The sequence below is a fragment of the Hydrogenophaga sp. SNF1 genome, from assembly GCF_034421675.1.
In the GTDB taxonomy this organism is placed as follows: domain Bacteria; phylum Pseudomonadota; class Gammaproteobacteria; order Burkholderiales; family Burkholderiaceae_C; genus Hydrogenophaga; species Hydrogenophaga borbori.
The window spans coordinates 3,897,376-3,921,562 of the sequence record NZ_CP139793.1; the positions used below are offsets into that span (position 1 = coordinate 3,897,376).

The 24,187-nt window shown below is 71.3% G+C and carries 24 protein-coding genes; 4 read left to right on the forward strand and 20 right to left on the reverse strand.

The features are described 5' to 3' along the window. Positions 1-37 precede the first annotated feature (37 nt). The 13 genes from SOM08_RS18685 to fliF all read right to left on the reverse strand — a co-directional run bounded on the left by SOM08_RS18685 (position 38) and on the right by fliF (position 11,556). Positions 38-1,063, reverse strand: a complete 1,026-nt coding sequence (locus SOM08_RS18685) for a flagellar motor protein MotB (protein WP_322469495.1) — start codon at positions 1,061-1,063, stop codon at positions 38-40. Continuing rightward, entirely contained in the window at positions 1,056-1,928 is an 873-nt protein-coding gene (gene motA / locus SOM08_RS18690; RefSeq protein ID WP_116959889.1) for a flagellar motor stator protein MotA, read from the reverse strand. Before motA ends, SOM08_RS18685 begins: the two co-directional genes overlap by 8 nt. Before the next feature lie 30 nt (positions 1,929-1,958). Beyond that, entirely contained in the window at positions 1,959-2,651 is a 693-nt protein-coding gene (gene fliA / locus SOM08_RS18695) for an RNA polymerase sigma factor FliA (protein ID WP_322469496.1), read from the reverse strand. 32 nt (positions 2,652-2,683) lie between these two features. Beyond that, positions 2,684-3,133 (reverse strand): flagellar basal body protein, encoded by a 450-nt coding sequence (locus tag SOM08_RS18700; RefSeq protein ID WP_322469497.1) that lies wholly within the window; start codon positions 3,131-3,133, stop codon positions 2,684-2,686. Between the two features lie 22 nt (positions 3,134-3,155). Then, positions 3,156-4,214, reverse strand: coding sequence for a flagellar hook-length control protein FliK (locus tag SOM08_RS18705; protein ID WP_322469498.1), 1,059 nt, complete (start codon positions 4,212-4,214; stop codon positions 3,156-3,158). Positions 4,215-4,227: 13 nt separating this feature from the next. Next, positions 4,228-4,527 carry a hypothetical protein gene (locus SOM08_RS18710; RefSeq protein ID WP_322469499.1) on the reverse strand — a complete coding sequence of 100 codons (300 nt, stop codon included), beginning with the start codon at positions 4,525-4,527 and terminating at the stop codon, positions 4,228-4,230. Then, positions 4,514-4,900, reverse strand: a complete 387-nt coding sequence (fliS, locus tag SOM08_RS18715; protein WP_116959884.1) for a flagellar export chaperone FliS — start codon at positions 4,898-4,900, stop codon at positions 4,514-4,516. The genes SOM08_RS18710 and fliS overlap by 14 nt, the downstream gene beginning before the upstream one ends. Positions 4,901-4,931: 31 nt before the next feature. Further along, complete coding sequence (fliD, locus tag SOM08_RS18720; protein ID WP_322469500.1) at positions 4,932-6,290, reverse strand: flagellar filament capping protein FliD; 1,359 nt, start codon at positions 6,288-6,290, stop codon at positions 4,932-4,934. A gap of 108 nt (positions 6,291-6,398) precedes the next feature. Beyond that, positions 6,399-6,842 (reverse strand): flagellar export protein FliJ, encoded by a 444-nt coding sequence (fliJ, locus tag SOM08_RS18725; protein ID WP_116959882.1) that lies wholly within the window; start codon positions 6,840-6,842, stop codon positions 6,399-6,401. Further along, positions 6,839-8,146: a flagellar protein export ATPase FliI gene (gene fliI / locus SOM08_RS18730; RefSeq protein ID WP_116959881.1), complete on the reverse strand. Its 1,308-nt coding sequence runs from the start codon at positions 8,144-8,146 to the stop codon at positions 6,839-6,841. The genes fliJ and fliI overlap by 4 nt, the downstream gene beginning before the upstream one ends. Next, on the reverse strand, positions 8,143-8,859 hold the full coding sequence (fliH, locus tag SOM08_RS18735) for a flagellar assembly protein FliH (RefSeq protein ID WP_116959880.1): 717 nt from the start codon (positions 8,857-8,859) through the stop codon (positions 8,143-8,145). Before fliH ends, fliI begins: the two co-directional genes overlap by 4 nt. After that, positions 8,856-9,881: a FliG C-terminal domain-containing protein gene (locus tag SOM08_RS18740; protein WP_116959879.1), complete on the reverse strand. Its 1,026-nt coding sequence runs from the start codon at positions 9,879-9,881 to the stop codon at positions 8,856-8,858. Before SOM08_RS18740 ends, fliH begins: the two co-directional genes overlap by 4 nt. Continuing rightward, positions 9,862-11,556 (reverse strand): flagellar basal-body MS-ring/collar protein FliF, encoded by a 1,695-nt coding sequence (gene fliF / locus SOM08_RS18745; RefSeq protein ID WP_116959878.1) that lies wholly within the window; start codon positions 11,554-11,556, stop codon positions 9,862-9,864. Before fliF ends, SOM08_RS18740 begins: the two co-directional genes overlap by 20 nt. A 322-nt stretch (positions 11,557-11,878) precedes the next feature. On the opposite strand from fliF, the gene SOM08_RS18750 reads away from it, so the two are divergent. Further along, positions 11,879-12,205, forward strand: a complete 327-nt coding sequence (locus tag SOM08_RS18750) for a hypothetical protein (protein ID WP_116959877.1) — start codon at positions 11,879-11,881, stop codon at positions 12,203-12,205. 12 nt (positions 12,206-12,217) lie between these two features. Here SOM08_RS18750 and SOM08_RS18755 read toward each other — a convergent pair whose 3' ends face one another. Continuing rightward, positions 12,218-12,898 carry a helix-turn-helix transcriptional regulator gene (locus tag SOM08_RS18755; protein ID WP_116959876.1) on the reverse strand — a complete coding sequence of 227 codons (681 nt, stop codon included), beginning with the start codon at positions 12,896-12,898 and terminating at the stop codon, positions 12,218-12,220. After that, the gene (locus SOM08_RS18760; RefSeq protein ID WP_181936514.1) at positions 12,895-13,830 is read right to left on the reverse strand and encodes a hypothetical protein; all 936 of its coding nucleotides are present in this window, start codon (positions 13,828-13,830) and stop codon (positions 12,895-12,897) included. Before SOM08_RS18760 ends, SOM08_RS18755 begins: the two co-directional genes overlap by 4 nt. A gap of 151 nt (positions 13,831-13,981) precedes the next feature. Here SOM08_RS18760 and SOM08_RS18765 point away from each other — a divergent pair, with 151 nt between their 5' ends. The 3 genes from SOM08_RS18765 to SOM08_RS18775 all read left to right on the forward strand — a co-directional run bounded on the left by SOM08_RS18765 (position 13,982) and on the right by SOM08_RS18775 (position 18,622). Then, the gene (locus tag SOM08_RS18765) at positions 13,982-15,265 is read left to right on the forward strand and encodes a sensor histidine kinase (protein WP_116959874.1); all 1,284 of its coding nucleotides are present in this window, start codon (positions 13,982-13,984) and stop codon (positions 15,263-15,265) included. A 127-nt stretch (positions 15,266-15,392) separates the two neighbouring features. Further along, on the forward strand, positions 15,393-16,631 hold the full coding sequence (locus SOM08_RS18770) for a HAMP domain-containing sensor histidine kinase (RefSeq protein WP_322469502.1): 1,239 nt from the start codon (positions 15,393-15,395) through the stop codon (positions 16,629-16,631). A 179-nt stretch (positions 16,632-16,810) separates the two neighbouring features. After that, positions 16,811-18,622 carry a methyl-accepting chemotaxis protein gene (locus SOM08_RS18775; RefSeq protein ID WP_322469503.1) on the forward strand — a complete coding sequence of 604 codons (1,812 nt, stop codon included), beginning with the start codon at positions 16,811-16,813 and terminating at the stop codon, positions 18,620-18,622. A gap of 74 nt (positions 18,623-18,696) precedes the next feature. Here the strand turns inward: SOM08_RS18775 and SOM08_RS18780 are convergent, their stop codons facing one another. The 5 genes from SOM08_RS18780 to SOM08_RS18800 all read right to left on the reverse strand — a co-directional run bounded on the left by SOM08_RS18780 (position 18,697) and on the right by SOM08_RS18800 (position 24,171). Beyond that, a complete protein-coding gene (locus SOM08_RS18780; RefSeq protein WP_116959871.1) occupies positions 18,697-19,386 on the reverse strand; it encodes a cysteine hydrolase in 690 nt (229 codons plus the stop codon). A 16-nt stretch (positions 19,387-19,402) separates the two neighbouring features. Continuing rightward, positions 19,403-20,260, reverse strand: a complete 858-nt coding sequence (locus tag SOM08_RS18785; protein ID WP_416186970.1) for an ABC transporter permease — start codon at positions 20,258-20,260, stop codon at positions 19,403-19,405. A 5-nt stretch (positions 20,261-20,265) separates the two neighbouring features. Beyond that, complete coding sequence (locus SOM08_RS18790; protein ID WP_322469504.1) at positions 20,266-21,099, reverse strand: ABC transporter ATP-binding protein; 834 nt, start codon at positions 21,097-21,099, stop codon at positions 20,266-20,268. Further along, positions 21,096-22,136 carry an ABC transporter substrate-binding protein gene (locus SOM08_RS18795; RefSeq protein WP_116959870.1) on the reverse strand — a complete coding sequence of 347 codons (1,041 nt, stop codon included), beginning with the start codon at positions 22,134-22,136 and terminating at the stop codon, positions 21,096-21,098. Before SOM08_RS18795 ends, SOM08_RS18790 begins: the two co-directional genes overlap by 4 nt. A gap of 274 nt (positions 22,137-22,410) precedes the next feature. Beyond that, positions 22,411-24,171 carry a monovalent cation:proton antiporter-2 (CPA2) family protein gene (locus SOM08_RS18800; protein ID WP_116959868.1) on the reverse strand — a complete coding sequence of 587 codons (1,761 nt, stop codon included), beginning with the start codon at positions 24,169-24,171 and terminating at the stop codon, positions 22,411-22,413. Positions 24,172-24,187: the final 16 nt, after the last annotated feature.

Sequence of the window (24,187 nt, forward strand, 5' to 3'; positions counted from 1 at the left end):
CCTCGTGTGCTTCGTGTCCGCATGCCGCGCTCCCGGTTCAGCGCGTGAGGGTGGGCTCGGCCGACGGCGCCAGCGCGCGATCGAAGCCGGGCAGCTGGCGGCCCGCGGCCACCACCGATTCGCGCAGCGTGGCCAGCGCGTCGCGCGCGGGCGCCTGGGCCCGCAAACCGGGCAGCAAGGGCTCGGCCTGCGCGGGCTGGCCGAACATGGCCGTCATCAAGCGCGCCTGGTCCAGCGTCAGCACCATGATCTCGATGCGGCGGTTCACGCTGGCCAAGGGCTCGTCGGGCCGCACCGGCGCGCGCTCGGCCATGCCCACCACCTGCAGCACCGAGGCCTCGGGCGTGCCGCCGCGCAGCAGGTGCGCGCGCGCGGCGCTGGCGCGGTCGCTGGACAGGCGCGAATTCGAGGGGCCGAAGGGGTCGTTGCGCGCGTAGGCCGCGGCGTCGGTGTGGCCCACGACCAGCATCGGGTTCTGGATCTTGGCAAACAGCGGGCCCATGCGATCCAGCAGGGCCGCGAAGCGAGGCGTGGGCGTGGCGCTGCCGAGCTGGAACATGCCTTCGTTGTCGGTGTCGTGCAGCATGATGCGCAGCCCGTGCGGCGTGACGAAGGTCTGCAGGTTGGCGCTCAGGCCGGCCTCCAGGCTCAGGCGCGCCAGCAACGCCGCCAACTCGGCCATCTGCTCGGGGGTGTCGTAGCGCGCGCGCAGCGGCGTGGGGTTCATCAGACCGGGCACGGTGCGGACCTCGTCCGGGCCTTCGCCCTGGCCCTTTCGCGGCATGGGCTTGCGGTCGATCAGGCTGCCGCGCGGGCCGCCCTCGGCGGGAATCTTGGCGCCGGAGATCTCGGCCATCACCGCGCCGCCGCCACTTTCCAATGCGCGCGTGGCCTCTTCCTTGTCGCGCGCCGCCAGCACCCACAGCACCAGGAACAGGCACATCAGGGCCAGCGTGAAGTCGGCGAAGGCCACCTTCCAGCTGCCGCCGTGGGCCTCTTCCTCGTGGCGGCGCGAGACGCGCTTGACGATGGTGCCGTGCTCGGCTCCGTGGGCTTTAGACACCGGGGCTCTCCTCCAGCTGGTTGACCCAGGATTCGAGCTGCGCAAAGCTGGGCTTGATGTTGAGCTGGATGAGGCGGCGGCCGGCGTCGATGGACACCAGCTCGGGCTTGCCCGAGAGGTGGGTCACCAGCACCACCTTCACCGCCTCCATGTTGCTCATCTCTTCCTTCACGAGCTGCTTCATCATGTTGCTGATGGGGTCTAGCACCGCGTAGCACAGGAAGATGCCGATGAAGGTACCCACCATGGCGGCCGCGACCTTGGCCGCGATCTCGCCCGCGCCCGCGCCCGCGCTGACCGAGTTCATGGCCATCACGATGCCCAGCACGGCGGCCAGGATGCCGAAGCCCGGCATGGCCTCGCCCACCTTGTGCAACGACTTGGCGGGCTGCGAGAGTTCCTCGTGGATGGCCTCCAGTTCCTGCTCCAGAACGCCTTCCAGCTCGTGCGCCGAGATCTTGCCCATGGCCATGACGCGGAAGTTGTCGACGATGAAGTGCAGCAGCTTGGGCTCCTCCAGCACCATGGGGTAGCGCTGGAACAGCGGACTCTCGTGCGGCTGCTCCACGTGCGCGTCCAGGGCCTTCAGGCCATTCTTCGCGGTCTGCAGCAGTTCGTACATCAGCAGCATGAGCTGGCGCTGGAACTCGTCGCCGCGCTTGCGCCGCGCCACCACCTTGCGCAGCTGCACGCCCATCTCGGCCAGCACGTGGCGCGGGTTGCCGATGACGATGGCCCCCGCGCCGGCGCCGGCGATGATGAGCAGCTCGACGGGTTCCCAGACCACGCCCAGGTCGCCCCCCGCGAGCAGGAAGCCGCCGAAGACGCAGAGGAACACGATGAAGACGCCAAGGAAGAACTGCATGGTGGTGGCCGGTGGGGGGTGGTTCGGGGGTCAGTCGGGCGAGAGCGCGCCGCGCAGCTTTTGCAATGCGCTTTTGTTGATCTGGCAGACGCGGGCCTCGGTCAGGCCCATGACGGCGCCGATCTCCTTGAGACTGAGCTCGGCTTCGTAATAGAGCTGCACCACGTGCTGCTCTTTCGGGTTCAAGCAGGCCAGGGCCTGTTCCAGCGAACGGCGCTGGATCAGCTCGGCCTCGGGCGTGCGCGCGGCCGAGGGCGTGAGCATCAGCTCCTCGATCACTTCGTCGAAGCTGGCCAGGGTCTCGGCGTTGGTGTGCTGCTCGTAGGCCAGGTAGTCCTCGGCGCTCACGCCGAGGTGCTGCATCACCTCGGCCTCGGAAGGTTCGTGGCCGAGGCGGCGTCGCAACTCGCGGATACCGTCGCGCAGGCGATGGCCTTCCTGGCGCACGCTGCGCGGGCGCCAGTCCTGGCGGCGCAGCTCGTCGAGGATGGCGCCGCGCACGCGCTGCGCGGCGTAGCCGGGAAATCGTTCGTCGGGCTCGCCGTAGCGGCGCAGCGCCTCCAGCAGGCCCATCAGGCCGATCTGCAGCATGTCATCGCGGTCCATCGCGCCACCCGCCTGCGAGGCGAGCTGGGCCACCGCGCGGCGCACCAGCGGCGTGTGCTCGACGAGCCAGCGCTGCTCCGCCGCGGCGGAGCTCTCCGCCGCGGCCAGGCTGTTCATCTCGCCGTATCCGCTGTGCACCGGGGCCTCGCCTATTCGATGACCAGGCGGCCGACCATCACTTCCGTGAAGGGCGACTCGCGCGATTCGCGCTCGAAGCTCTCGCCGTAGGCCTGCTGCAGGAAGTCGGTGAGTTCGGCGATGCTGAGCATGCTGGCGCGCTCCAGCGTGAGCTCGGACAGCGAGGCCACGGCCACGCTGCGCAGCTTGGGCAGCTGCTGCTTGGTGACGACCTCGGCCTTGACGGGGGTCTTGAACACCAGGTCCACGGCCATGTAGTTGCTCAGCGGCCCGCCCTCGCGCGCGCGCAGCATGACGATGACCTTGTCGAGCGAGACGTAGCGGTACTCGCGCTTGTCGACCACCGGCGCGGCCGGCTCGCCGGCGGGCGGGCCCATGAAGTGCCAGGCGGCCAGGCCGCTGCCGGCCCCCAGCATCACGAAGGCGCCGGCGGCCAGGGAAATCCAGATCTTCTTGCTCATGTCGAAGGCTCGTTCGGTGGGTTCAGGCCAGCGTGAAGGCCTGGCCGGCGCGGTGTTCGCTGCGCAGGGCCTGGCCGGGTTCGGCCTCCTCGCGGGTGGGCTGGCCCTGGCGCGGCTGGCCGCGCGCATCGGCCTGCGCGCCGCCCTCGTGCACCTGCACCTGCACGCCCTGGCCCTGGCGCTGGCCCAGTTCCTGGCGCAGGCCTTCGCCCATGTGCTGGAGCTGGCGCGCCACCTCGGGACTGGAGGCCGTGAGCTGCACCTGCAGCTGCCCGCCTTCCTGGCGCACCACGATCTCGATGCGGCCGAGCGCGGGCGGATCGAGGCGGATGCGCGCCTGGTCGACGCCCTGCGTCGCCTGCCACTGCAGCCGATCGCCCAGGGCCTGCGCCAGCGGGCGCTGCCAGAGCTCGCTGCGCGCGGGGTCCAGGCGAACGACCGGTTCGATGGCCTCGCCACCCGAAGGACCCGTGTTCGCGTGCAACGCCGCCGCGAAGGCGTCCGGCGAGGCGGGCGCGGTCTCGCGCGCACGGGGCATGGCCAGCGCGTGAGCCAGCTCGGGCGGCAGCGCGCGCGCCACGGCGGCATCGGCGGGCGAACGCGCGGGCGGTGCGGCGGCCGCGGGCGCGCCGCTGGCGGCATCGGCGGGCGATGCGGCGGCCATGGCCTGGGGCGACCAGGGGCCGGACTCGGCGCCCGCCGAGCGCGCGTGGGCGACGGACCCGGCCAGGGCAAGGGGCGCCAGGGGGCGGTGGGCGTCGCCGGCCGCGCCGGCATCCGACAAGGGGGCTGCGCCCTCGTCCTCGCCCGGCGCCTCGCGCGCGGCGGCGCCCAGCAGGCGCGAGAACGGCTGCGTGAACGGCAGCGCGGGCGCCTGTTGCGAATCCAGCGCCATCAGCCAGGGCGACAAGGCGGCGTCCAGCGCCTCGCGGCCTTCGGGGGCTTCACTGTCGGCGGCCGGCGCCTGGCCCAACACCTGGGCGAACAGGGCCCGGGGGCCGTCGGACAGCCCGGGGGCCAGCACGGCCTCGGCCACCGGGGTGACGGGTGCGGTGGCGCCCAGCGCAAAGGTGGCGTTCATGGCTTTCTCCTTCTCATTCGGCGGCGAAGGCGTAGGCGTCGCGGCCGCCGCGGTGCGCACACAGGTCGAGCAGTTGCGCATGCACCGCGTCGTGTTCGCGCCGCACCAGGGCGAGCGCGCGCTCATGCGCCGCCTGCAGCAGCGCGCAGGCCGAGCGCGTGCCGGCGTCGAGTGGTCGGGCACTGGCCAGGCCGATCAGCAGCGTGCCGGTCTCGCGGTCGAGCGCGCTCAGCGCGGCGACGTCGCCGGCCTGCGTGCGCTCGTGCAAGCGGCGCGCCAGATCGAGCGCGTGGGCGCGTTCATCCGCGGGCATCGCGCACCCCTTCCCAGCCTTCGCGCACGGTGCCCAGCAGGCGCGCGGTTTCGTCGATCAGCGCCACGTCCATGCGGATGCCGGCCTCGTTCACGCGGCGCGCGCAATAGTCGTACAGCTCGGCGAGCTGGCCCACCACCTCGCCACCGGCGTCGGTGTCCAGCGCGCTGGACAGGCCATTGAGCATGGCGACGCAACGGTTCAGGCTATTGGCCTTGGCCTCGAAACGCGCGTGCTCGATGTGCGCCCGGGCCCGCGCCAGCTCGTCGAGCAAGCCGTTCATCAGGATCAGCACCAGCTCCAGCGGCGAGGCCTTCGCCGTCTGGGCGCCCAGGTCGACGGCCTGGTAGCTCTGGTATGCGTCGTAGCTCAATGGGTTCCTCTTGTCGGTGTGCCACCCGGGCTCAGGCGGTGCCCAGCTGGCTGAACAGCCCGGAGGTCTGGTTCATCTGGCCCAGCACGCTCTGCAACTGGCTGAACTGAAGCAGGTAGCGCTCGTAGTTCACGTTGAACAGCTCGTCCAGGCGGTCGCGGCGCTGGGTCAGGTCTTTCTGCTGCACCTGCACGTTGTCCAGCCGGCGCGCCAGCTGGCCGGTGCCGGATTTCGTCCAGATCTCCAGGTGATCGGTCACCGCGCCCAGCACGCCCGAGCGCTTGCCGGGCGCGGCAGAGCCGAACACCGTGTCCAGCGCTTCGGGGTTGGCGGCCAGCGTCTTTTGCAGCCGCGCGGCGTCCAGCGTGAGCTGGCCCTGTCGGTCGGAGCCGATGCCCAGGTCGCTGATGCGCAGGCCGCCAACGTCCTGGCGGATCAGGTCGTTGAGGCGGTTGCGCAGGTTGCGCACACCCGCGTCGGTGGAGAACGCCCCGCGCGAGGCCGCGTCCTCGCTGGTTTTCGTGAGGTTGTTGAGCTCGGTCTGCAGCGCGTTGTAGGCGCTGACGAACTTGCGCAGGCTCTCCTCGGTACCGGCCTTGTCGGCCGCCACCTCGAGCTGAAGCGGCGCCGCGCCCGCGCTGTGCGCCTGGGTGAAGTTGACCGACACGCCGGCGATGCCGGTGTAGCTGTTGCTGCCTTGTTGGATGCGCAGGCCGCTGCCCTGCTCGCCCAGCCAGATGACGGCGTCGCGCGCGGCGGCCAGCTGCGTGGGTGCGCCGCCCAGTGAAGCCTTGAGCGCGCTGTCGGGCAGGCCGGAGGCGTCGAGGGTGATCGCACCGTCCTCTCCGCCCAGGCCGGACGACAGGATCAGCTGCGGGCCCGACGCCGTGTTGGCCACCTGGGCGGTCACCTTGCCCTCGTTGCCGCTGGCCTGGTTGATGGCGCGCGCGATCTCGGTGGCGTTGAGGTTGCCATCGCCGTCCTGGTCGGCCGCCAGCAGGTTGACGTTGAAGGCCGATCCATCGGCGCGCTGCACCACCAGCGGACCGCCCAGCGCCACCGGCACCGCCGGCAGGTCGGCGTAGGCGATCTGGTGCGTGGAAGCGAGCTGCTCGACGAAGAAGCTGTAGGAGCCGGGCTGTGCGCTGGCGCTGGCCGTGGCGGTGGCGCCGGCACCGGCGCTGAGCGTGGCGCTGTTCTTCTTCAGGCCACCCGAGACGCTGCTCAGGCCGCTCAAGGCGGTGGTGAAGCCGGAGAGGGCCGAGCGCAGCTTCTCCAGCCCCGCCTGCGTGGCCTTGGCGATCTGGGACTCGCGGTCGATCTGCTGCTGCGGGCCTTGCACCAGCAGGCTGGCCAGCTGGGTCGCGGTGGTGGTGGGATCGAATTCCATCGTGTTACTCCAGGGGTCGCGGGCGGTCCGGAACGCCGCCTCCGAAGCCCAGGGCGACCGGGGCGCGGCATTTCTGAAGCACCCGGCGCGACTTTTTCGGCGACGGCCTCACGCGCGCCCCCTCATCCACACGGTCTGGGCGATGTCGTCGGTGCGCTTGCGCTCGGCCACCTGAAGCGCGCGCTCACCTTCGTCGACGCGGCGCCCGTGCAGCTGCGCCACCGCCTCGCGGCGGCGGAAGGCCTCGTGCAAGGCGAGCCGGGTCTGGTCCATGCGCGACTCGTGCTCGGCCAGGGCGTGGCGGTGGCGGTCGGCCAGGTCGAGCACACTGAGCTTGTAGGCGCCCCGGTTGCTGGCCAGCGCGGGCGACAGCCCGGGCGAGGCCGTGGGCGCGGCGCCGGACGCGCCGGCCTCGTCCAGCAGGCCACCCAGGCGCTCGATGCTGGCGACGAAACGCTGGCGCGTGCGCTCCTGCTCGGCCAGCACGGCGCCCACGCGGTCCTGCTCGCGCTCGCGCAGCCGCACCACCTGTTCCAGCGCGCGCAGGTTCATTCGACGATCTCCATCAGGCGGCGCAGGCAGTCGTCCAACGGCGCCGACTCCTGCGTGCCCTGGTGAAGAAAGGCCTCGATGCGCGGCCACAGGTCCACGGCGCGGTCGCTCAGCGGGTCCGCGCCGGGCACGTAGGCGCCCAGCGGCAGCAGCTCGCGCACCTGCTGGTAGCGCGCCAGCAGGGCCTTCACCTCGCGCGCCACGCGCTGCTGGTCGGCGCCAGCCACCAGGCCCATGCAGCGGCTGATGGACTGGCCGATGTCGATGGCCGGGTAATGCCCGCGCTCGGCCAGCGCGCGCGAGAGCACGATGTGGCCGTCCAGGATGGCGCGCGCGGTGTCCACCACCGGGTCCTGCTGGTCGTCGCCCTCGGCGAGCACGGTGTAGATGGCGCTCATGGAGCCCTCGCCGCTGCCGTTGCCCGCGCTTTCCACCAGCTGCGGCAGGGCGCTGAACACCGACGGCGGATAGCCGCGCGTGGCCGGCGGCTCGCCGAGCGACAGCGCCACCTCGCGCTGCGCCATGGCGTAGCGCGTGAGCGAGTCCACCAGCAGCAGCACATGGCGGCCCTGGTCGCGGTAGTGCGCGGCGATGGTGTGGCACAGCTCGGTGGCGCGCAGGCGCATCAGCGGCGACTCGTCCGCCGGCGCCACCACCACCACGGCGCGGCGCAGGCCGGCCTCGCCAAGCGAGAGGTCGATGAACTCGCGCACCTCGCGGCTGCGCTCGCCGATCAGGCCGACCACGATCACGTCGGCCACCGTCTGGCGCGTGATCAGGCCCAGCAGCACGCTCTTGCCCACGCCGGAGCCGGCCATCAGGCCCACGCGCTGCCCGCGGCCCAGCGTGAGCAGGCCGTTGATGGCGCGCACACCGACGTCGATGGCGCCCTCCACCGGGCGCTTGCGCAGCGGGTCCACCCAGGGCGGCGCGCTGGGCAGCAGGTGCTCGCCCGCCAGGCGGCCGCGCCCGTCCATGGGCTCGCCCAGCCCGTTGACCACGCGGCCCAGCCAGGCTTCGCCGATGAGCAGGTGGCCATTGCCGGGCAAGGGCCAGACGCGCGCGCCGGCGGCCAGGCCCTCGGTGCGCTTGAAGGCCATGAGCTGCGCGGCCTCGTCCTTGAAGCCCACCACCTGGGCCTCGATGTCGGCGCCCAGGGCCGACTCGATGCGGCAGCGCTGGCCCACGTGCAGGCGCACGCCGCGCGCCTGCAACAGCGGGCCGGTGGCGCCCACCAGCCGGCCGGTGGGCGTCGACACCGACACCTCGGGCACGGCGATGCGGCGCAGCTGTTCGGCGATCACGCGGCGGCTCCGCTCAAGGGCACCTCAGCCGGTGCGGGCTCTTCCGCCCCGAGCAGCTGCGAGGCCACCTGGCCCATGCAGGCCTGCAGGCGCTGGCGGCAGCCGGCGTCGGCCTCGAAGCCGGCCACCTGCACGCGGCACTCGCCGGCCTCCAGCGCGGGATCGGCGATCAGGTTCCAGCCGCGCGTGTCGGCGCCCTCGATGGCCTGGATCGCGCGCAGGTCCTCGCTGTTCAGGAACACCTCCACGGTGCTGACGGCCGGCGGCATGCTCTGCAGGGTCTCTTCGACGAGCTTGAGGATCTGCGTGGGGTTGAGCGTGAGCTCGGCGCGGATCACCTGGCGCGCCACGCGCTCCACCAGCTCCACCATTTCGCGGCGCAGCGCGGCCTGGTAGTCGGCCTGCACCTGGCGCAGGGCCTCGGTGGCCGCCTGCATCGGCGCGGCCACGCGCTGCCAGCGCGCGAGCAGCTGCGCCTCGCCCTCGGCGCGGCCCAGCGCTTCGCCGCGCTCGCGACCCTGCGCCTCGCCGACGGCGCGGCCCTCGGCCAGGCCCTTGTCGAAACCTTCCTCGTGGCCGCGCGCCAGGCCGCGCGCATGGCCATCGGCCAGCGCGGCCTGCAAGGCCTCGGCCGATCCCTGCAAGGACAGGGCTTCGGCCAGGCCGCGCTCGGCCAGGGGCGGGAAGCGGTGGCTGCGGTAGGGGCTGTTCATTCCACCGTCGCCTCGGAGTACAGCTGCACCTCGATCGCGCCGGCGTCGGCCAGGGCCTTGACCTCGCGCATGATGGCGGCGCGCGCGTCTTCCACGCGGCGCGCGGCCACCGGCCCGGTGCGGCGGATCGCGTCCTGAAAGGTCTTGACCTGACGCTGCGGCATGCAGCCCAGGATGGCGCGGCGCACGTCGCTGTCGCCGCCCTTGAGCGCGATGGCCCACTCGTCCATGGGCACCGCCTCGATGATGCGCAGCAACACCTCCTCGCTCTGGCGCGAGAGGATGAAGAAGTCGTACATGCTGCGCTCGATCTGACCGGCCACGCCGGGGTCGCGCTCGCGCAGCTGCTCCACCATGCGGGCCTTGTCGCCCGGCAGGCGGTTCAGGATCTCGGCCGCCTGCTTCACGCCCTCGATGGTGGCGCTCTGCGTCTCCAGGCTCTGCAGGCAGGCGTCGGCCAGCACCTCCACCTCCTGCAGCAGGCGGTGCTCCACGTGACCGAGCTGGGCCACGCGAACGATGAGTTCGTCGCGACCGTCCTCGGGCAGGCTGGCGATGACCTCGCTGGCCATGGCCGGCGGCAGGAAGGCCAGGAACACGGCCTGCATGTGCACGTGCTCCTGCGCGATGCGATCGGCCACCCAGCGCGGCGAAGCCCACTGCAGGCGCGCCATCTTCGGGCGGATGGCGTCGCCATAGATGCGCGTGAGCACGCTGCTGCTGATGCTGCTGCCCAGCGCCAGGTCGAGCGAGTTCTTCAGGAAGGTGCGCGAGGCGCCGTGCAGGCCGCTCTGTTCTCGGTAGTCGTCGAAGAAGCGCTGCAGCGCGCTGCGCGCGGTGTCCACCTTGATGCCGCTCATGGCGGACATGGCCTGCGTCACGGCCAGCAGTTCCTCGCGCTCCAGGCAGCGAAGCACCGCGGCGGCGGGTGCCTCGCCCATGCTCAGCAGCACGATCGCCGCCTGCTCGATCGCGGTCATGGCGCCGTCCTCGGCGCCGGCTTCAGGCGGGTTGGTGGCCATTCTTCTGCACCCATTGTTTGACGACCTCGGCCACGCGCTCGGGCTCCTTGGTCGCGAGGTCCTTCAAGTGATCGACCAGCACGTCCACCGGCGAGCCCGGCGGCGGCAGGTTGTAGTTCTCCAGCAGCGAGCCCATGGAGTCGCGCTGGCCCGCGGGCCGTTCGGGCTGCGGCAGCGCGGCCACGGCGGCCGATCCGGCGGGCAGGGCGCCGGCCGGCGCCGCGGCGCCCTCGCCGCCGCGTGGGCCCAGCTCCAGCAGCTCGGACGTGCCCACCTCGCGCGGCACCGCGACCTCGCGCGTGAAGCGGCGGATCAGCGGGCGCGCGATCAGCAGGTAGGCCAGCAGCGCGCCGAGCGCGCTCAGGCCCCAGCCCGCCATCGTGAACACCGACTGCGGCTCGGCGTACCAGGCCACGGCCTGCGGCGGCGCCGGAAAGGCCATGGCCGAGACCACCAGCTGGTCGCCGCGCGCGGTGTCGATGCCCAGGCCGCCGCGCAGCACCTGCTCCATGCGCGCGATCTCGGCCGGCGCCCAGGCGCTGGCGCCGGCGGGCGCGGCGGCGTTGTTCAGCACCACCGCCACGCTGATCTTCTTCACCTGGCCGCGCGCGCGCTCGATGGTGGTGACGCTGCGGTCATAGGCGTACTGGCGCGTGGCCGCGCTGCGCTCGGCGGTGCTGGGCGGCTCGCCCTCGGCTGGCGGGGGGTTGGCCGGGCGGTTGCTCAGCGAGCCCGGGATGCCCAGGGCCTGCGGCTGGCGGTTGAGTTCTTCGCGCGAGGCTTCGCTGGTGATGCGCGGGTCGCCTTCGTAGCGCTCCTGCGTTTCCTTGACGCTGTCCTGGTGCAGCTCGACCGAGGCGCTGACGTTGTAGTTGTTGGCGCCCAGCACCGGCTGCAGCAGAAGGTGGGCGTTGCGCAGCAGGGTCTCTTGTGCCTTGCGCTGCGCCTCGTTCGCGAAGCCGGTGGAGTCCAGGCCGGCCTTGATGTCGACCCGGCTGGACAGCAGTCGGCCGGCCTGGTCGACCACGGTCACGCGCTCGGGCGCGAGGTTGGACACGCTGCCCGAGACCAGCTTGATGATGGAGGCAATCTGCTCGGCCTCCAGCTCGCGGCCCGGGTGCAGGTGCAAGGCCACCGAGGCCGAACTGGCCTGCGCGGCGTTGAGCACGAAGGTGGACGACCGGGCGATCGACAGGTGCACGCGCGCGCTCTTGACCGGCTCCAGCGCGGTGATGCTCTGCACCAGCTCGCCCTCCAGGCCGCGGCGAAAGCGCACGTCCTGCACGAACTGCGTCACGCCCAGCGGGTCGCTCTTGTCCATCAGCTCCAGGCCCTCGGGCAGGCGGGCCACCACGCCGCGCGCGGCCAGCAGCATGCGCGCGCGGCCCAGGTTCGACTCCGACACCAGCACCTGCCCCGTTTCGGGGTGCAGGCGGTAGGCGATGCCTTCGGCGTCGAGCACCGACATCATGTCGGCGGCGGGCACGCTCTCGCGCGCACCGAACACCGGCCGGTAGTTCGACTGGTTCTGCCAGACGAACATCATGACCAGCGCGGTGATGGCGATCGCGAGGAACACGACCGGCAGCAGCTTGGCCACCGCTTCGGAACGCAGGGCCGAGGCGATCCGGGCGGGCGGGGGCAGCCGTTGCAGCAAGGGGGTGATGGCGCTCATTGGTTTTTCACTTTGCGTTTGTAACGATACGCGAAGTTCAAATACCAAACCATGTCCATGCCAGGCCGTGGCCGGCGCCGATCGCCACGCGGTTACCGAATGGGGATGAGCGGTGCTCGCCTGCCGGGCAGGAACCGAAAAGCGTTAGCGGACGCGTTGCAAGACGGCGAAACGCCCCGGAAGGGGCCGCGAGCGTGACGGAATCCTCATCCCGCCAAGCTTCGTCGCACGCCCTGTCAAAAGTGACAGGGCCGGCGATGAAGGGCCTTCAGACCGGGGTCGAAACACGGGACAGACCCTTCGTGCCTTCAAGGACGCGACCATGTACCTGGACTTCGACATGACCACCCTGCCCTCCACCCACGGCATGCGCCCCGCCGCCTTCGGCATCCCGCCCATCGAAACCCTGGAGATGCTTCAGCGCCTGGAGGCCGAGGTGGCGATGAGCAACCTGAACGAGATGCGCCTGATCGAGCAGCAGCACCCGGACTGGTTCGAGCGGTACGAGACCTTGCCGGTCGAGCACTGCAGCGGCGAGGAGCTGCAGGCCCTGCTGGCCAGCGCCCCGAACGCCTACGCCAAGGGCCTGGTCACGGGCGCGCTGAAGGTGCGGCTGGAAATGGCGGCGGTGTCGGGCCTGCCGTTCTGAACGGACGCGGCCCTACAGCCCGCCCATCAGCTGCGCACGGTACACGGCCTGCGCGCCGTTGGCCGCGCGCAGCTTGCGCTTGGCGTTCTCCACGTGCAGGCGGAAGGTGCGCTCGGTGCAGCCGAAACGCTGCTGCGCTTCCGAACCTTTCAGGCCTTCGGCCACGGCGCGCAGCACCTCGCGCTCGCGCGGGGTGAGCGGGCAGACCGCCGCGCGCAGCGCCTCGCGCCAGGCGGGCCAGTCGCCCAGCACCTCCAGCGCGGCGGTGCCCAGCTGCTCCTCCCGCAGGTGCGCGCTGGTGGACAGCAGCCAGAACTCGCCGCAGGCCTCGCCCAGCAGCGGCAGGCGCACCAGCAGCAGCTGCTGGTAGCCCAGACCGCCCAGGCGTCGCACGGCCTCGTCGCCCAGGGCCTCCACGGACAGGCGCTCGACGGTGCCGCCACGCGGCGGCACGGCGCGCGCCATCCATTCGGCATGGGCCTGCAGCGCGGCACTGCTGAGGGCCTGCACCAGGCGCTCGCCGGCCACGCCGTAAGGGTCGGGCCGCACGAAGGCCAGGCCCGCGAAGCCCCGCCCACGCAGGCGCGAGGCCAAGGCCTCCATGCGCTCATCGAGCGGGTTGGGGGGCAACGCCTGCTCGGGCGGTTCGCCCAGGAGGGCGGCGCCGCCGGCGCGCAAGGGATCCTCGCTCACCCGCCGCGTTCCTCTGCCAGCGCGCGCCACGACACCGCGGCGGGCCAGTCGAACAGGAACTCGGCGGCCAGCAGGCCATCGGCCTCGCTCAGCACCTCGACAGGCGCGATGGCCGGCGCGATGCCCTCCAGCTGCGAGACCAGCTCGAGGTTGGGCAGGGCCTGGCCCGCGCGCACGCGGTCCAGGCCGGGCGCGTCCCAGCCGAACTCGGCCAGCGAATCGGCCAACTCGCGCAGGCCCGCGGTGGTCTCGATCTGGATCCAGCTCAGGCGGCCGTCGGCGCGCAGGCCCAGCACCCCGAAAGGCTCGCCCAGCACGAGGTATTCGTCCACGCGGCCGCGCCCCAGGATCACCATCAGCGCGTTGGACACGTCGTCCGACTGCAGCGCCTGCAGCCGCTCGTGGCGCATCTGCATGGCCAGGTGGCGGCCGCGCTCCAGCGAGTTGTGCAGGAACTGCTCCTGCAGCGCGCGGCGCAGGTTGAAGCCCAGGTTGCGCGTCTGCTTGGGCAGGAAGGATTCAATGGCCCCGCCGTTGAAGGCCTTGACCGCGAGGTCGGCGTCGGCCGCGCCCGTGAGCAGGATGCGCCGCAGGCCGAAGTGGCCGTGGCGCTCGCAGATAGAGATGCCGTCCTCGGCGGGCATCACCTGGTCGGTGACCAGCACCGAGAAGATGCGGTGCCGCCCTTCCCAGGCGAAGTAGTCGAGCGCGGCGGCCAGCGGCGACTCCGCGCCCACCACGCGCGCCAGCATCTGCTGCTCGCGCCGCAGCAGCGTTTCCTGCTCGGCATAGGAGTGGTCGAGTTCGCCCGGGTGGTGCAGGAACTCGCAGCGCCGCACCGAGGCCACGGCGTCCGCCATGGCGTCGAGGAACGACGGGTCGTCGTCGATGAAGGAGATGCGCGAGGACGCTCTCATGCAGGGGAACAACATGCCTGGCTCGCTTCGGGGTGGACGGGACGCGGCGCACGCGCGTCTGGGCCAGGGAAGCATATCGGCACTTCAAGGGCGAACTTGAGCCGGCCGGTTTGGCGCCTTTTTTCACGCAAGGCGCTGGAGGGCGCTCCCTAGAATCCGCCCCGTCGTGCACCACCACCTCCTCATCCGCGCCATCGCCCTGCTTCGCCAGCCACTGGAGCCGCTGCAGCAGCTGTCGCGCGCGCGGCTGGTCACGCTGGGCCTGTTCCTGTCCATTGGGCACCTGGCCTTCCACTGGTTCTGGACGGTGCTCGTGCCGCAGCCCTACGAGAACCTGCTTCTGCGCGCGCTGGCCGCCGCCGGCGCGCTGCCGCTGCTGTGGTGGACGCCGTCGCGCGTGATGCGCCAGCGTGGCATCCGGCTCTACCTGCTGGCCTACATGACCTACACGGGCCCGTTCCTGTTCCAGTGGTTCTTCCTGATGAACCACGGCAACGCCGTGTGGATGACCAGCGCGGCGCTGATGTGCTTCCTGGCGTACCACATCCTCGACTGGCGTGTGGCCACGGCGGCGCTGGCGGCGGGCACCATCGCCGCGCGCGCGCTGGTGGCGCTGCTGGAGCCGCAGCTCGCCATGCCCTGGTGGCGCGTGACCGAGGGCAACCTCACCTTCGCCTTCGCCTGGCTGTCCGCCCTGGCGCTGGCGCTGTCCTCGGCCAGCCAGCGGCTGCAGCGGCTCAACGCCACGCTGCTGGCCATGGGCGTGATGGCGCACGAGCTGCGCACCCCGCTGGCCAGCGCGGCCCTGGTCAACGAAAACCTGCGCGAGGCCGAGCCCGCCGAGGTGGAGCGCCTGACGCATCGCATGGACGGCCTGCTGCGCGCCATTCACCACCAGATCGATTCGCAGATCGTCAACGCGCAGCTGCTGGGCATCCAGCCCGGCCGCGAGACCCTGCGCGCCGGCCAGCTCGTGCGCGACGCCATCGAGTCCTATCCCTTCCTCAGCGAACGCGAGCGCCTGGCCGTCAGCGTGGACACGCGCGCCGACTTCCACTTCCACGGCAGCGAGCGACTGTTCATCCAGGTCATCCACAACCTGCTGAAGAACGCGGTGTTCGCGCTGCGCCGCACCCAGGGGCGCTTCGAGCGCGGCGACATCCAGATCGAGGTGTCGGCGGTGGGTTCGTGCGGCACCATCCGCGTGCGCGACAAGGGCCCTGGCGTGCCCAGGCACCTGCGCCGCGCCATCTTCGAGCCCTTCTTCAGCACCCAGACCACGCACAGCAGCGGCCTGGGCCTGGCCTTCTGCCGCGAAACCGTGCAAGCCAACCGAGGCCAGCTGCGCTTTGAGCGCGTGGCCGCCGGATCGTCCTTCGTGATCGAGCTGCCCCTGCTGCCGGGGGATGCGGGCGAGGCCCACCACGCCAGGCGCTGGGCGCCCAGCTGAAGCGCGACCATCGGGTTTCCCCCACAGCGGCACGCCGGACTTCCCCCTGGTGGCACCGCAGCTGGCGCGTAGCATGGACACATTCCCGTTCCCGCGGCCCGCCATGCCTCCGCTTCGCCCGATCCCGATGCCGCGCACGCCACTGCAGGCCCTGTTCTCCCACCCGCTCGAGCCCGTGCTGCACCTGTCGCGCGCGCGGCTCGCCGCGCTGGGCCTGATCTACCTCATCGTGCACCTGTCGGCCTGGCTGGTGTACACCCAGGTCGCGCCGCAGCCCTACGACAGCCTGGCCCTGCGCCTGGCCGCCGCGCTCGGTGCCCTGCCGCTGTTCCTGCTCGACCCCGACGAGGTGGCGGAGTCGCCGGGCGCGCGCGCCTACGTGCTGCTCTACCTGGCCCTGGCCGGCCCCGCACTGCAGGTCTGGCTCTACCTCATGAACGGCGGCACCGATCCGCGCGTGCTGGCCCTGTGCCTGGTGGCGCTGCTCATGTACGTGATCACCGACTGGCGCTACGCCACCGCCATGCTGGTGCTGGCTTTCGCGGGCGGGCTGCTGGTCGGCGCCGGCACCGACCGGCTGCCGGCCGCGCTGGCGCGCGAGCACGGCTTCATGGTGGGTCTGTCGTGGCTGTGCGGCCTGCTGCTGGGCCTGTCTTCGGCGCAGCAGGACCGCCAGCGCCAGCAGGCCACCATGAACGCCCTGGGCGTGATGGCGCACGAGCTGCGCACGCCGCTGGCCAGCATGGGCTTGCTGGTGGAAAGCCTGCGCGACAACGAGGAGTCGCCGCAGGCGCGCCGCTCGGGCCAGCGGCTGGAGGGGCTGATGCGCAACCTGCACCAGCAGATCGACACGCAGATCGTGAACGCGCAGCTGCTCGTCCTGCGACGCGGCGACGAGCGCATCGCCGCGCGCGGGCTGATCGCCGACGCCATCGACAGCTTTCCCTTCCGCTCCGAGGCCGAGCGGCGCGCGGTGGCGCTGGCGCCCGGCCCCGACTTCCACTTCCTCGGCACGCGGCGCCTGTTCACGCAGGTGGTGCACAACCTGCTGCGCAACGCACTGGTCGCCCTGCGCCAGCACAAGGGCACCCCGGCGCCGGGCGACATCACGCTGGCCACCGACGTGCGCGGCGGCCAGGGCGTGATGGAGATCCGCGACCGGGGGCCCGGCATCCCGCGCTCCCTGCAGCGCAGCGTGTTCCGCCCCTTCGTGAGCACCGCCGACACGCACAGCAACGGCCTGGGCCTGGCCTTCTGTCAAAACACGGTGCGGGTGAACCGGGGCCGCCTGGCCCTGCACTCCAGCGAGGCCGGTACCACTTTTGTGATCACCCTGCCGCTGGACGAGGGGCGGCGCGGCGGCTGAAGGCGCGCCGCCGGCCCGGCGCCCGCGCCCGCTCGCGAACTGGGCGGGTTTTGCCCGCCTTATCCGATCAAGTTTTCCCGGCAGCCGGCCGATAGTGGCGGCGAACGCCCGTGCCTTCCAGGAGGCCGCGGGCGGTACCTGTTCACGCCCCCACCCGATCCCCCGCCCCGCGCTTCACCATGAACTTCCTCCGCAACATGTCCGTCGGCACCAAACTCTGGGCCGGCGTCGCCACCATCATCCTGGCCCTGCTGGCCACCGTCATCAGCGCGGGCCTGCGTTCGGCCCGCATGACCGAACAGTCCGAGCGCATCCTGACCGAGCTCTCCGACAAAACCGCCCTGGCCGTGGAATGGGCCGGCGTGACCGAGACCACCACCACCCGCGTGCAGGCCTCCACCCTGTCCAGCGACCCGGCCATCACCGCCCTGTACAAAGACCTGATCCCGGCCGGCTCGGCCCGCATCTCCGAGCTGCAGAAGGCGCTGGACGCCATGCCCAAGACCGAGGCGGAGGTCGCCGCGCTGGCCCGCATCGCCGAGCTGCGCACCGCCGTGCTGAGCTCGCTGGGCAAGGCCACCAAGCTCAAGGCCGCCGAGGACTACGCCGGCGCCGCGCACGAGATCACCACCAACTTCAATGGCGCGGTCACGCCCTACCTCAACGCGGTGCAGGACTTCGGCCGCATGCAGAACCGCATCCTGCAGGAAGCGCAGGCCGCGCAGGCCAAGGAGCGCGTGACCAGCATCACCATCGCCGCCACCCAGGTGGGCCTGCTGATCCTGGGCATCGCCGTCGGCGCGTTCTTCCTCATCCGCAACATCCGCCAGCCGCTCAACGAGACCATGGCCTTCGCCGAACGCATGGCCGACGGCGACCTGACGGCCACGCTCAACAACGACCGCGGCGACGAGTTCGGCGCCATGACCCGCGCGCTGGGCACCATGCGCGACCGACTGGTCAGCGTGGTGGCCGACGTCAAGCGCGGCACCGAGAACATCACCGTGGCCGCGAAAGAGATTTCCACCGGCAACAACGACCTCTCCAGCCGCACCGAGCAGACCGCGAGCAACCTGCAGCAGACCGCCGCCTCGATGGAGCAGATGTCGGGCGCGATCAAACAGTCGGCCGACTCGGCGCGCGTGGCCAACCAGCTTGCCGACGTGGCGGGCCAGAGCGCGCAGAAAGGCGGTGAGGTGGTGAACCAGGTCGTCTCGACCATGGAAGAGATCAACCAGGCCTCGCGCAAGATCAACGACATCATCGGCGTCATCGACGGCATCGCCTTCCAGACCAACATCCTGGCCCTCAACGCCGCCGTGGAAGCGGCGCGCGCGGGCGAGCAGGGCCGCGGCTTCGCCGTGGTGGCCGGCGAGGTGCGCAGCCTGGCCCAGCGCAGCGCCCAGGCGGCCAAGGAGATCAAGGGCCTGATCGGCGCCAGCGTGGACAAGGTCACCGTGGGCACGGAACTGGTGAGCCAGGCCGGCCAGACCATGAGCGAGATCGTGGAGAACGTGGTGCGCGTGCGCGACATCATTGGCGAGATCGCCAGCGCCTCGGGCGAGCAGGCGGATGGTGTCAACCAGATCAATGCCGCCGTCTCCAACCTCGATCAGATGACGCAGCAGAACGCCGCGCTGGTGGAGGAAAGCGCCGCCGCCGCCTCGAGCATGAACGACCAGGCCGCGCGCCTGGCCGAGGTGGTGCGCATCTTCCGCCTGGACGGCAGCGCCGCGTCGAACGGCATCGCCGCGCGGCCGGCGGGCGAGCGGCACCCGCGCCGCGAGCCCCAACTGGCGCCGGCGCCGGTCGCGGCGCCCCTGGCCCCAGCGGCGGCGGCCGTGGCCAGGCCCGTGGCGGCGGCCAAGCCCGCGGTGGCCGCCAAGCCTGCGGCGGCGCCCAAGGCCGCCGCACCAGCCGCCGGCAAGCCCCTGCCCGCAGCGGCCAAGGCCCCCGCGAGCGACGAGGTCGGCGAATGGGAGTCTTTCTGATCGGAGCCGCCCGCGGCCGCGAACGCGGCCGCTGAGCGCCCAGGCCCGCCGACGACCTCGGCGGGCTTTTGGTTTCAGGCGCCGACGGGCGCGGCCACCGGCACCAGCCGCTGCACCACCTCGTCGGTGCTGAGCACGTCGCCAAAGAACAGCATCCAGTTGTTCAGGCAGTGCTCGTGCTCGGCCGGCGTGACGGCCGAGAGCGCGTCGTCGACCATGATGGTGGCGTAGTCCATCATCATCGCGTCGCGCGCGGTGGATTCGCAGCAGACGTTGGTGACGGTGCCACCGATGAGCACGTGCGTGACGCCGCGCTCGCGCAGCACCTCGTCCAGGCGCGACGAGCCCGGCACCAGCGCGCTGTAGCAGCGCTTGACCACGCGCTCGTCCTGCGGGTGCGGCTGCAGGCCGGGCGCGATCTGGAAGCCCTCGTGCGCACTCGCCAGCTCGCGCAGGCGCCGCGCGCTGCGCGCCGGCGTGAGCATGTGGGCGTGGTGGTGCGACCAGAAGTCGTCGGCGCCGTCGGCGCTGGTCTGCACCCAGATGACATGCCCGCCCGCCTCGCGCAATGCGTTCGCCAGCCGGTTCACTGCCGGGAAGGTGGCGCGCGCGGGCGCGCACTCGCCGAGGTAGCCTGGCTGCGTGTAGTAGTTCTGCAGGTCGATGACGACGAAGGCCGTGCGCTCGGCCGCCAGCGTGTCATAGGGGTGCAGGCGGCCCTGGCGCGCCACCACGCGCTCGACGACCCATTGGGGGAACTGCATGCTCGCTCCTCTCGGTTCAGGCGTAGCGCTTGGCCATGGCGGCCTCGATCCGCGCGATCACCAGGTACATCAGGCCCGACAGCAGGCCCAGCACCACGATGGCGGTCATCACCACGTTGAGCTGGAAGACCTGGCTGCCGTTGACGATGAGGAAGCCCAGGCCGGCGCTGGCCGACTGGAACTCACCCACGATGACGCCCACCAGCGCCAGGCCGATGTTCATCTTCAGCGCCGCCACGAGCGTGGGCACGCTGCCCGGCATGACCACCAGGCGCAGCACCTGGGCGCGGCTGGCGCCCAGGGTGCGGGCCAGCTTGATCTTGTTCGGGTCGATGCTCTGGAAGCCGTCGTACACCACCATGATGGTGACGAACACGGCGATCGCCACGGCCATGCCGTAGACCGAGTATTCGGACCCCAGCCAGATGTAGAAGATCGGCACGAAGGCGATCTTGGGCATGGCGTTGGCCACCACCAGGAAGGGGTCCAGCACCTTGTGCGCGAAGTCCGACCACCACAGCCCGGCGGCCACGCCGATGCCGATGACCATGCTCAGCACGAAGCCGATGAGCGTGGCCTTGAAGGTGACCCAGGTGTGCATCAGCAGCTTGCCGTTGTGCAGCAGATCGAGGAAGGTCGGCCACAAGGCGCTCGGGTAGCTGGTCAGCATGGGGTTGACCACGTGCGTCTTGGCCAGCACCTCCCACAGCACCAGGAAGGCCACCAGCAGGGCCAGGCGGGTGAGCAGGATGCGCTGGCGGCGGCGGCGCTGGCGCGACTGCCATTCGCGGTACGCGGGGCTGGGTTCGCGCCCGGCCGGCGGCGGCGTGGGGGTGACCATGGCGGCCAGGGTCGTGGAGGCGGTGGTGTTCATGGGCGTCATCCTTCCACGTGGACGTCGAGCTCGTCCCACAGCAGCGCGAAATAGGTGTTGAACTCGGGCAGGGACCGCACCACGAACGGGCTCGGGCGGCCCGCACCGTGGCTGGGAAAGCGCATCAGGTGCTGCGACTTGATGCGCCCGGGGCGGCGCGAGAGCACCACCACGCGGTCGGTCATGGCGATCGCCTCGCCGATGTCGTGCGTGACCAGCACCACCGACTTGCCCTCGTCGCGCAGCACCTCCACCACCTCGTCGGCGATCGCCAGGCGGGTCTGCGAATCCAGGGCGGAGAAGGGCTCGTCCAGCAGCACCACGTCGGGGTCGGTCACCAGCGTGCGCGCCAGCGCCACGCGCTGGCGCATGCCGCCCGAGAGCTGGCGCGGAAAGTGGTGCAGGAAATCGCCCATGCCGCACTTGTGCAACAGGTGCGCGGCCCGCTCGCGGGCCTCGCGCATCGGCCGGCCCTGGATCTGCGCGCCCAGGGTGGCGTTGTCCAGGATGCTGCGCCATTCGAAGAGGTAGTCCTGCTGCAGCATGTAGCCCACGCGCGGCGACGGGCCTTTGACGCGCTCGCCGTGCACCCGCACCTCGCCCGACGAGGGTTCGAGGATGCCGGCCATGAGCGAGAGCAGCGTGCTCTTGCCGCAACCCGACTGGCCGATCAGGCTCACGAACTCGCCCGGCGCCACCGACAGGCGGATGCGGTCGAGCGCCTGCGTCTCGCCGGCGTCGGTGAAGTAGCGCAGCGAGACGTCGTTGATCTCGATGCGCGGCTGCACCTGCTGCACCTGCTGCGCCACCGGCGCTTCGGCTTCGAGCACGGCGCTCATGGCGCGGCCTTCGCGGCGAAGTCGGTGACCACGACCTGCTCGTACTTCACGCGCTTGGCCTTGTCGAGCACGCCGCTGTCGATCAGCATGTCCTGCAGACTGTCGATGGCCTGGCGCTGCACCATCGGGTTGGTCTTCCACAGGCCGATGCCGCGGTAGCGTTCGATGGCGGCCACCAGATCGGCCTGGGCCATGGCGGGGAAGTACTCGGCGATCTGCTTGGCCAGATCGGCCGGGGGCGCGCTGGCCACGTGCTTCTGCGCCTTCACGATGGCGTTGGTCCAGGCCTGCGCCACGGCGGGGTTCTGCTTGAGGTAGACGTCGGTGGCGGTGAACACGGTGTAGTCCACCGGGCCCACGACTCGGCCGACGGAGGCCACGACCACGCCCTTGCCGGTCTTCTCCAGCATGGTGGCCTCGGGCTCGAGGAAGATGCCGTAGTCGTTCTGGCCCGCCAGCCAGGCGCCGGTGCGCGCGGCCGGGCCGATGTTGTTCACCAGCTTGAGGTCCTTCTTGGGGTCGAGGCCGTTCTTGCGCATCGCCGTTTCCAGGAAGACGTCGGGGTTGGAGCCCGGGCGGAAGGCCATCACGGCCTTGCCCTTGAGCTGGTCCCAGGCGAACGCGCCCGCGGGTTTCTCGCGCGCCACCAGCAAGAAGCCGTCGGTGGCGGTCAGGCCGGAGAAGATCTTGGGCTTGACCGGCGATTCGCTGTTGGCCACGTACACCGAGGCTTCGGGGCCGATCAGCACGATGTCAGCGCTGCCCGACAGCAGCGCGGCCATGCCCTTGTCGGTGCCCTGCGAGGTCTTGATCGACACGTCGAGCCCGGCTTCGCGGAAGAAGCCCTGGCTGATCGCCACGTAGGCGGGCGCGTACAGCACCGAGCGCACCACCTCCTCGTAGCGCACCTTCACCGGCGCGCCGGTGGACTGAGCGGCGGCCGGCGACACCAGGCCCAGGCCCAGGGCCAGCGTGGCCGTGGCATGGACCGCGCGCGACCAGAACGATGAGGGGGACGGACGGGGGATTCGGAACATGGCGAACTCCTGTGGCGCGCTGAGGGGCAGACTTATTGAAATACTGTATGCAATTGATGTGCCACCCCTGCGGGGCGGCGCGAACCGACGTTGCAAAGGCGGCGCCCCGACCGACGACCTGTGGCCAGCTTGCCGTGGGATCGAACACCGTGCCGCAATCTATGTTGGATACAGTATTCAATGAATAGGGGTTGTCCCCATTCCACAGCGGCGGCGCGCGCCGGCCGGTCCGGCAAGAACGCCCACCTTCGGTGCACAGCCCCGGTCCTGGCACTCAGCGCCCCGGGCGCCCGCGCAGGTTCCCCAGGATCATCGGCCGCCCCGCGACCAGCCCGCCGCCGTCCAGTTCGAGCTGGAAGCGCTCGGCGTCGCGGCGGCGCATGTCCGCCACGATGGCATCGACCGCCATCGGCTCCGTGCCCAGCGCCAGCAAGGCCTCGCGCCCCATGACCATGGCGGACTCGAAGGTCTCGCGCACCTGCACGTCCGCCCCCGCCTTCACCAGCTCAGCCGCGTGCCCGCGGTCGAAGGAGCGCGCAACGACCCGCGCCTGGGGGAAGGCGTGCTTGCACTGCTCCACGATCAGCGTGGCCGCGCTGGCCTCGTCCACGCACACCAGGATGACCTTGGCGTCGTCGGCGCCCGCCGCGTGCAGGATGTCCAGCCGCGTGCCGTCGCCGTAATAGACCTTGAAGCCGAAGTGCTCGGCCTCGCGCGCGAGCTGCGGGTCGGCGTCGATGATGGTGATCTCCGCGCCCAGCAGCAGCAGGTTCTGGCTCGCGATCTGGCCCACCCGGCCGAAGCCGATGATGAGCACCGCGCCGGCCTCGTGGTCGGGCACGGGCGCGCCCTCGGTGGAGGGCCCGGCGCGCGGCGCCCAGCGCTGCAGCGCCAGCACCGCCAGCGGCGTGAGCGCCATGGACAGCACCACGATGGCCGTCATGTTGGCGTTCACCACCGGGTCGATCACGCGGCCCGCGAGCGCCGCGGCGAACAGCACGAAGGCGAACTCGCCGCCCTGCGCCATCAGCACCGCGCGGTCCAGCGCGTCGGCGTGCGGGCTGTGCGTGAGCCGCGCCACCACGTAGATGCACAGGGCCTTCACCACCATCAGCGAGAGCACGCCCGCCAGGATGAGGGCCCAGTGCCGCGCCACCGCCGACAGGTCCAGCGACATGCCCACGCCCAGGAAGAACAGGCCCAGCAGCAGGCCGCGGAAAGGCTCGATGTCGGCCTCCAGCTGGTGGCGGAAGGTGGACTCCGACAGCAGCACGCCCGCCAGGAAGGCGCCCATGGCCATGGACAGGCCGCCCAGCTGCATGAGCAGCGCCGCGCCCAACACCACCAGCAGGGCGGCGGCGGTCATCACCTCGCGCGCGTGGGCGTTGGCCAGCACCTGGAACAAGGGGTTGAGCAACCACAGGCCGACCGCCACCAGCAGCGCCACCGAGCCAGCCGCGATGCCCACCGACAACCAGCGCGAGGCACCCGAGGCCTCGGCCACGGCGTCGGGCGACAGGAAGGCCACCACGGCCAGCAGCGGCACGATGAGCAGGTCTTCGAACAGGAGGATGGAGACGATGCGCTGCCCGCGCGGCGTGGCGATGTCGCCGCGCTCGCCCAGCAGCTGCATCACGATGGCGGTGGACGTGAGCACGAAGCCCATGGCGCTGATGAAGGACACCGTCCATGAAAAGCCGAAGGCCACGCCGACCAGGGTGAGCATGGCGCCGCAGACCAGCACCTGCAGGCTGCCCAGCCCGAAGATGGCGCGCCGCAGCGCCCACAGGTGCGAAGGCCGCATCTCCAGGCCGATCACGAAAAGGAACATCACCACGCCGAGCTCGGCGGTGTGGATGATGGTCTGGGGGTCGCTGAACCAGCCCAGGCCGAAAGGACCGATGGCCAGGCCCGCCGCCAGGTAGCCCAGCACCGAGCCCAGGCCGATGCGCTTGAACAGCGGCACGGCCACCACCGCCGCGCCCAGCAGCATGACGACCGGCACCAGTTGGCTGGAGGCGGCATCAGCGGCCATGGCGGGCCTCCGTCGA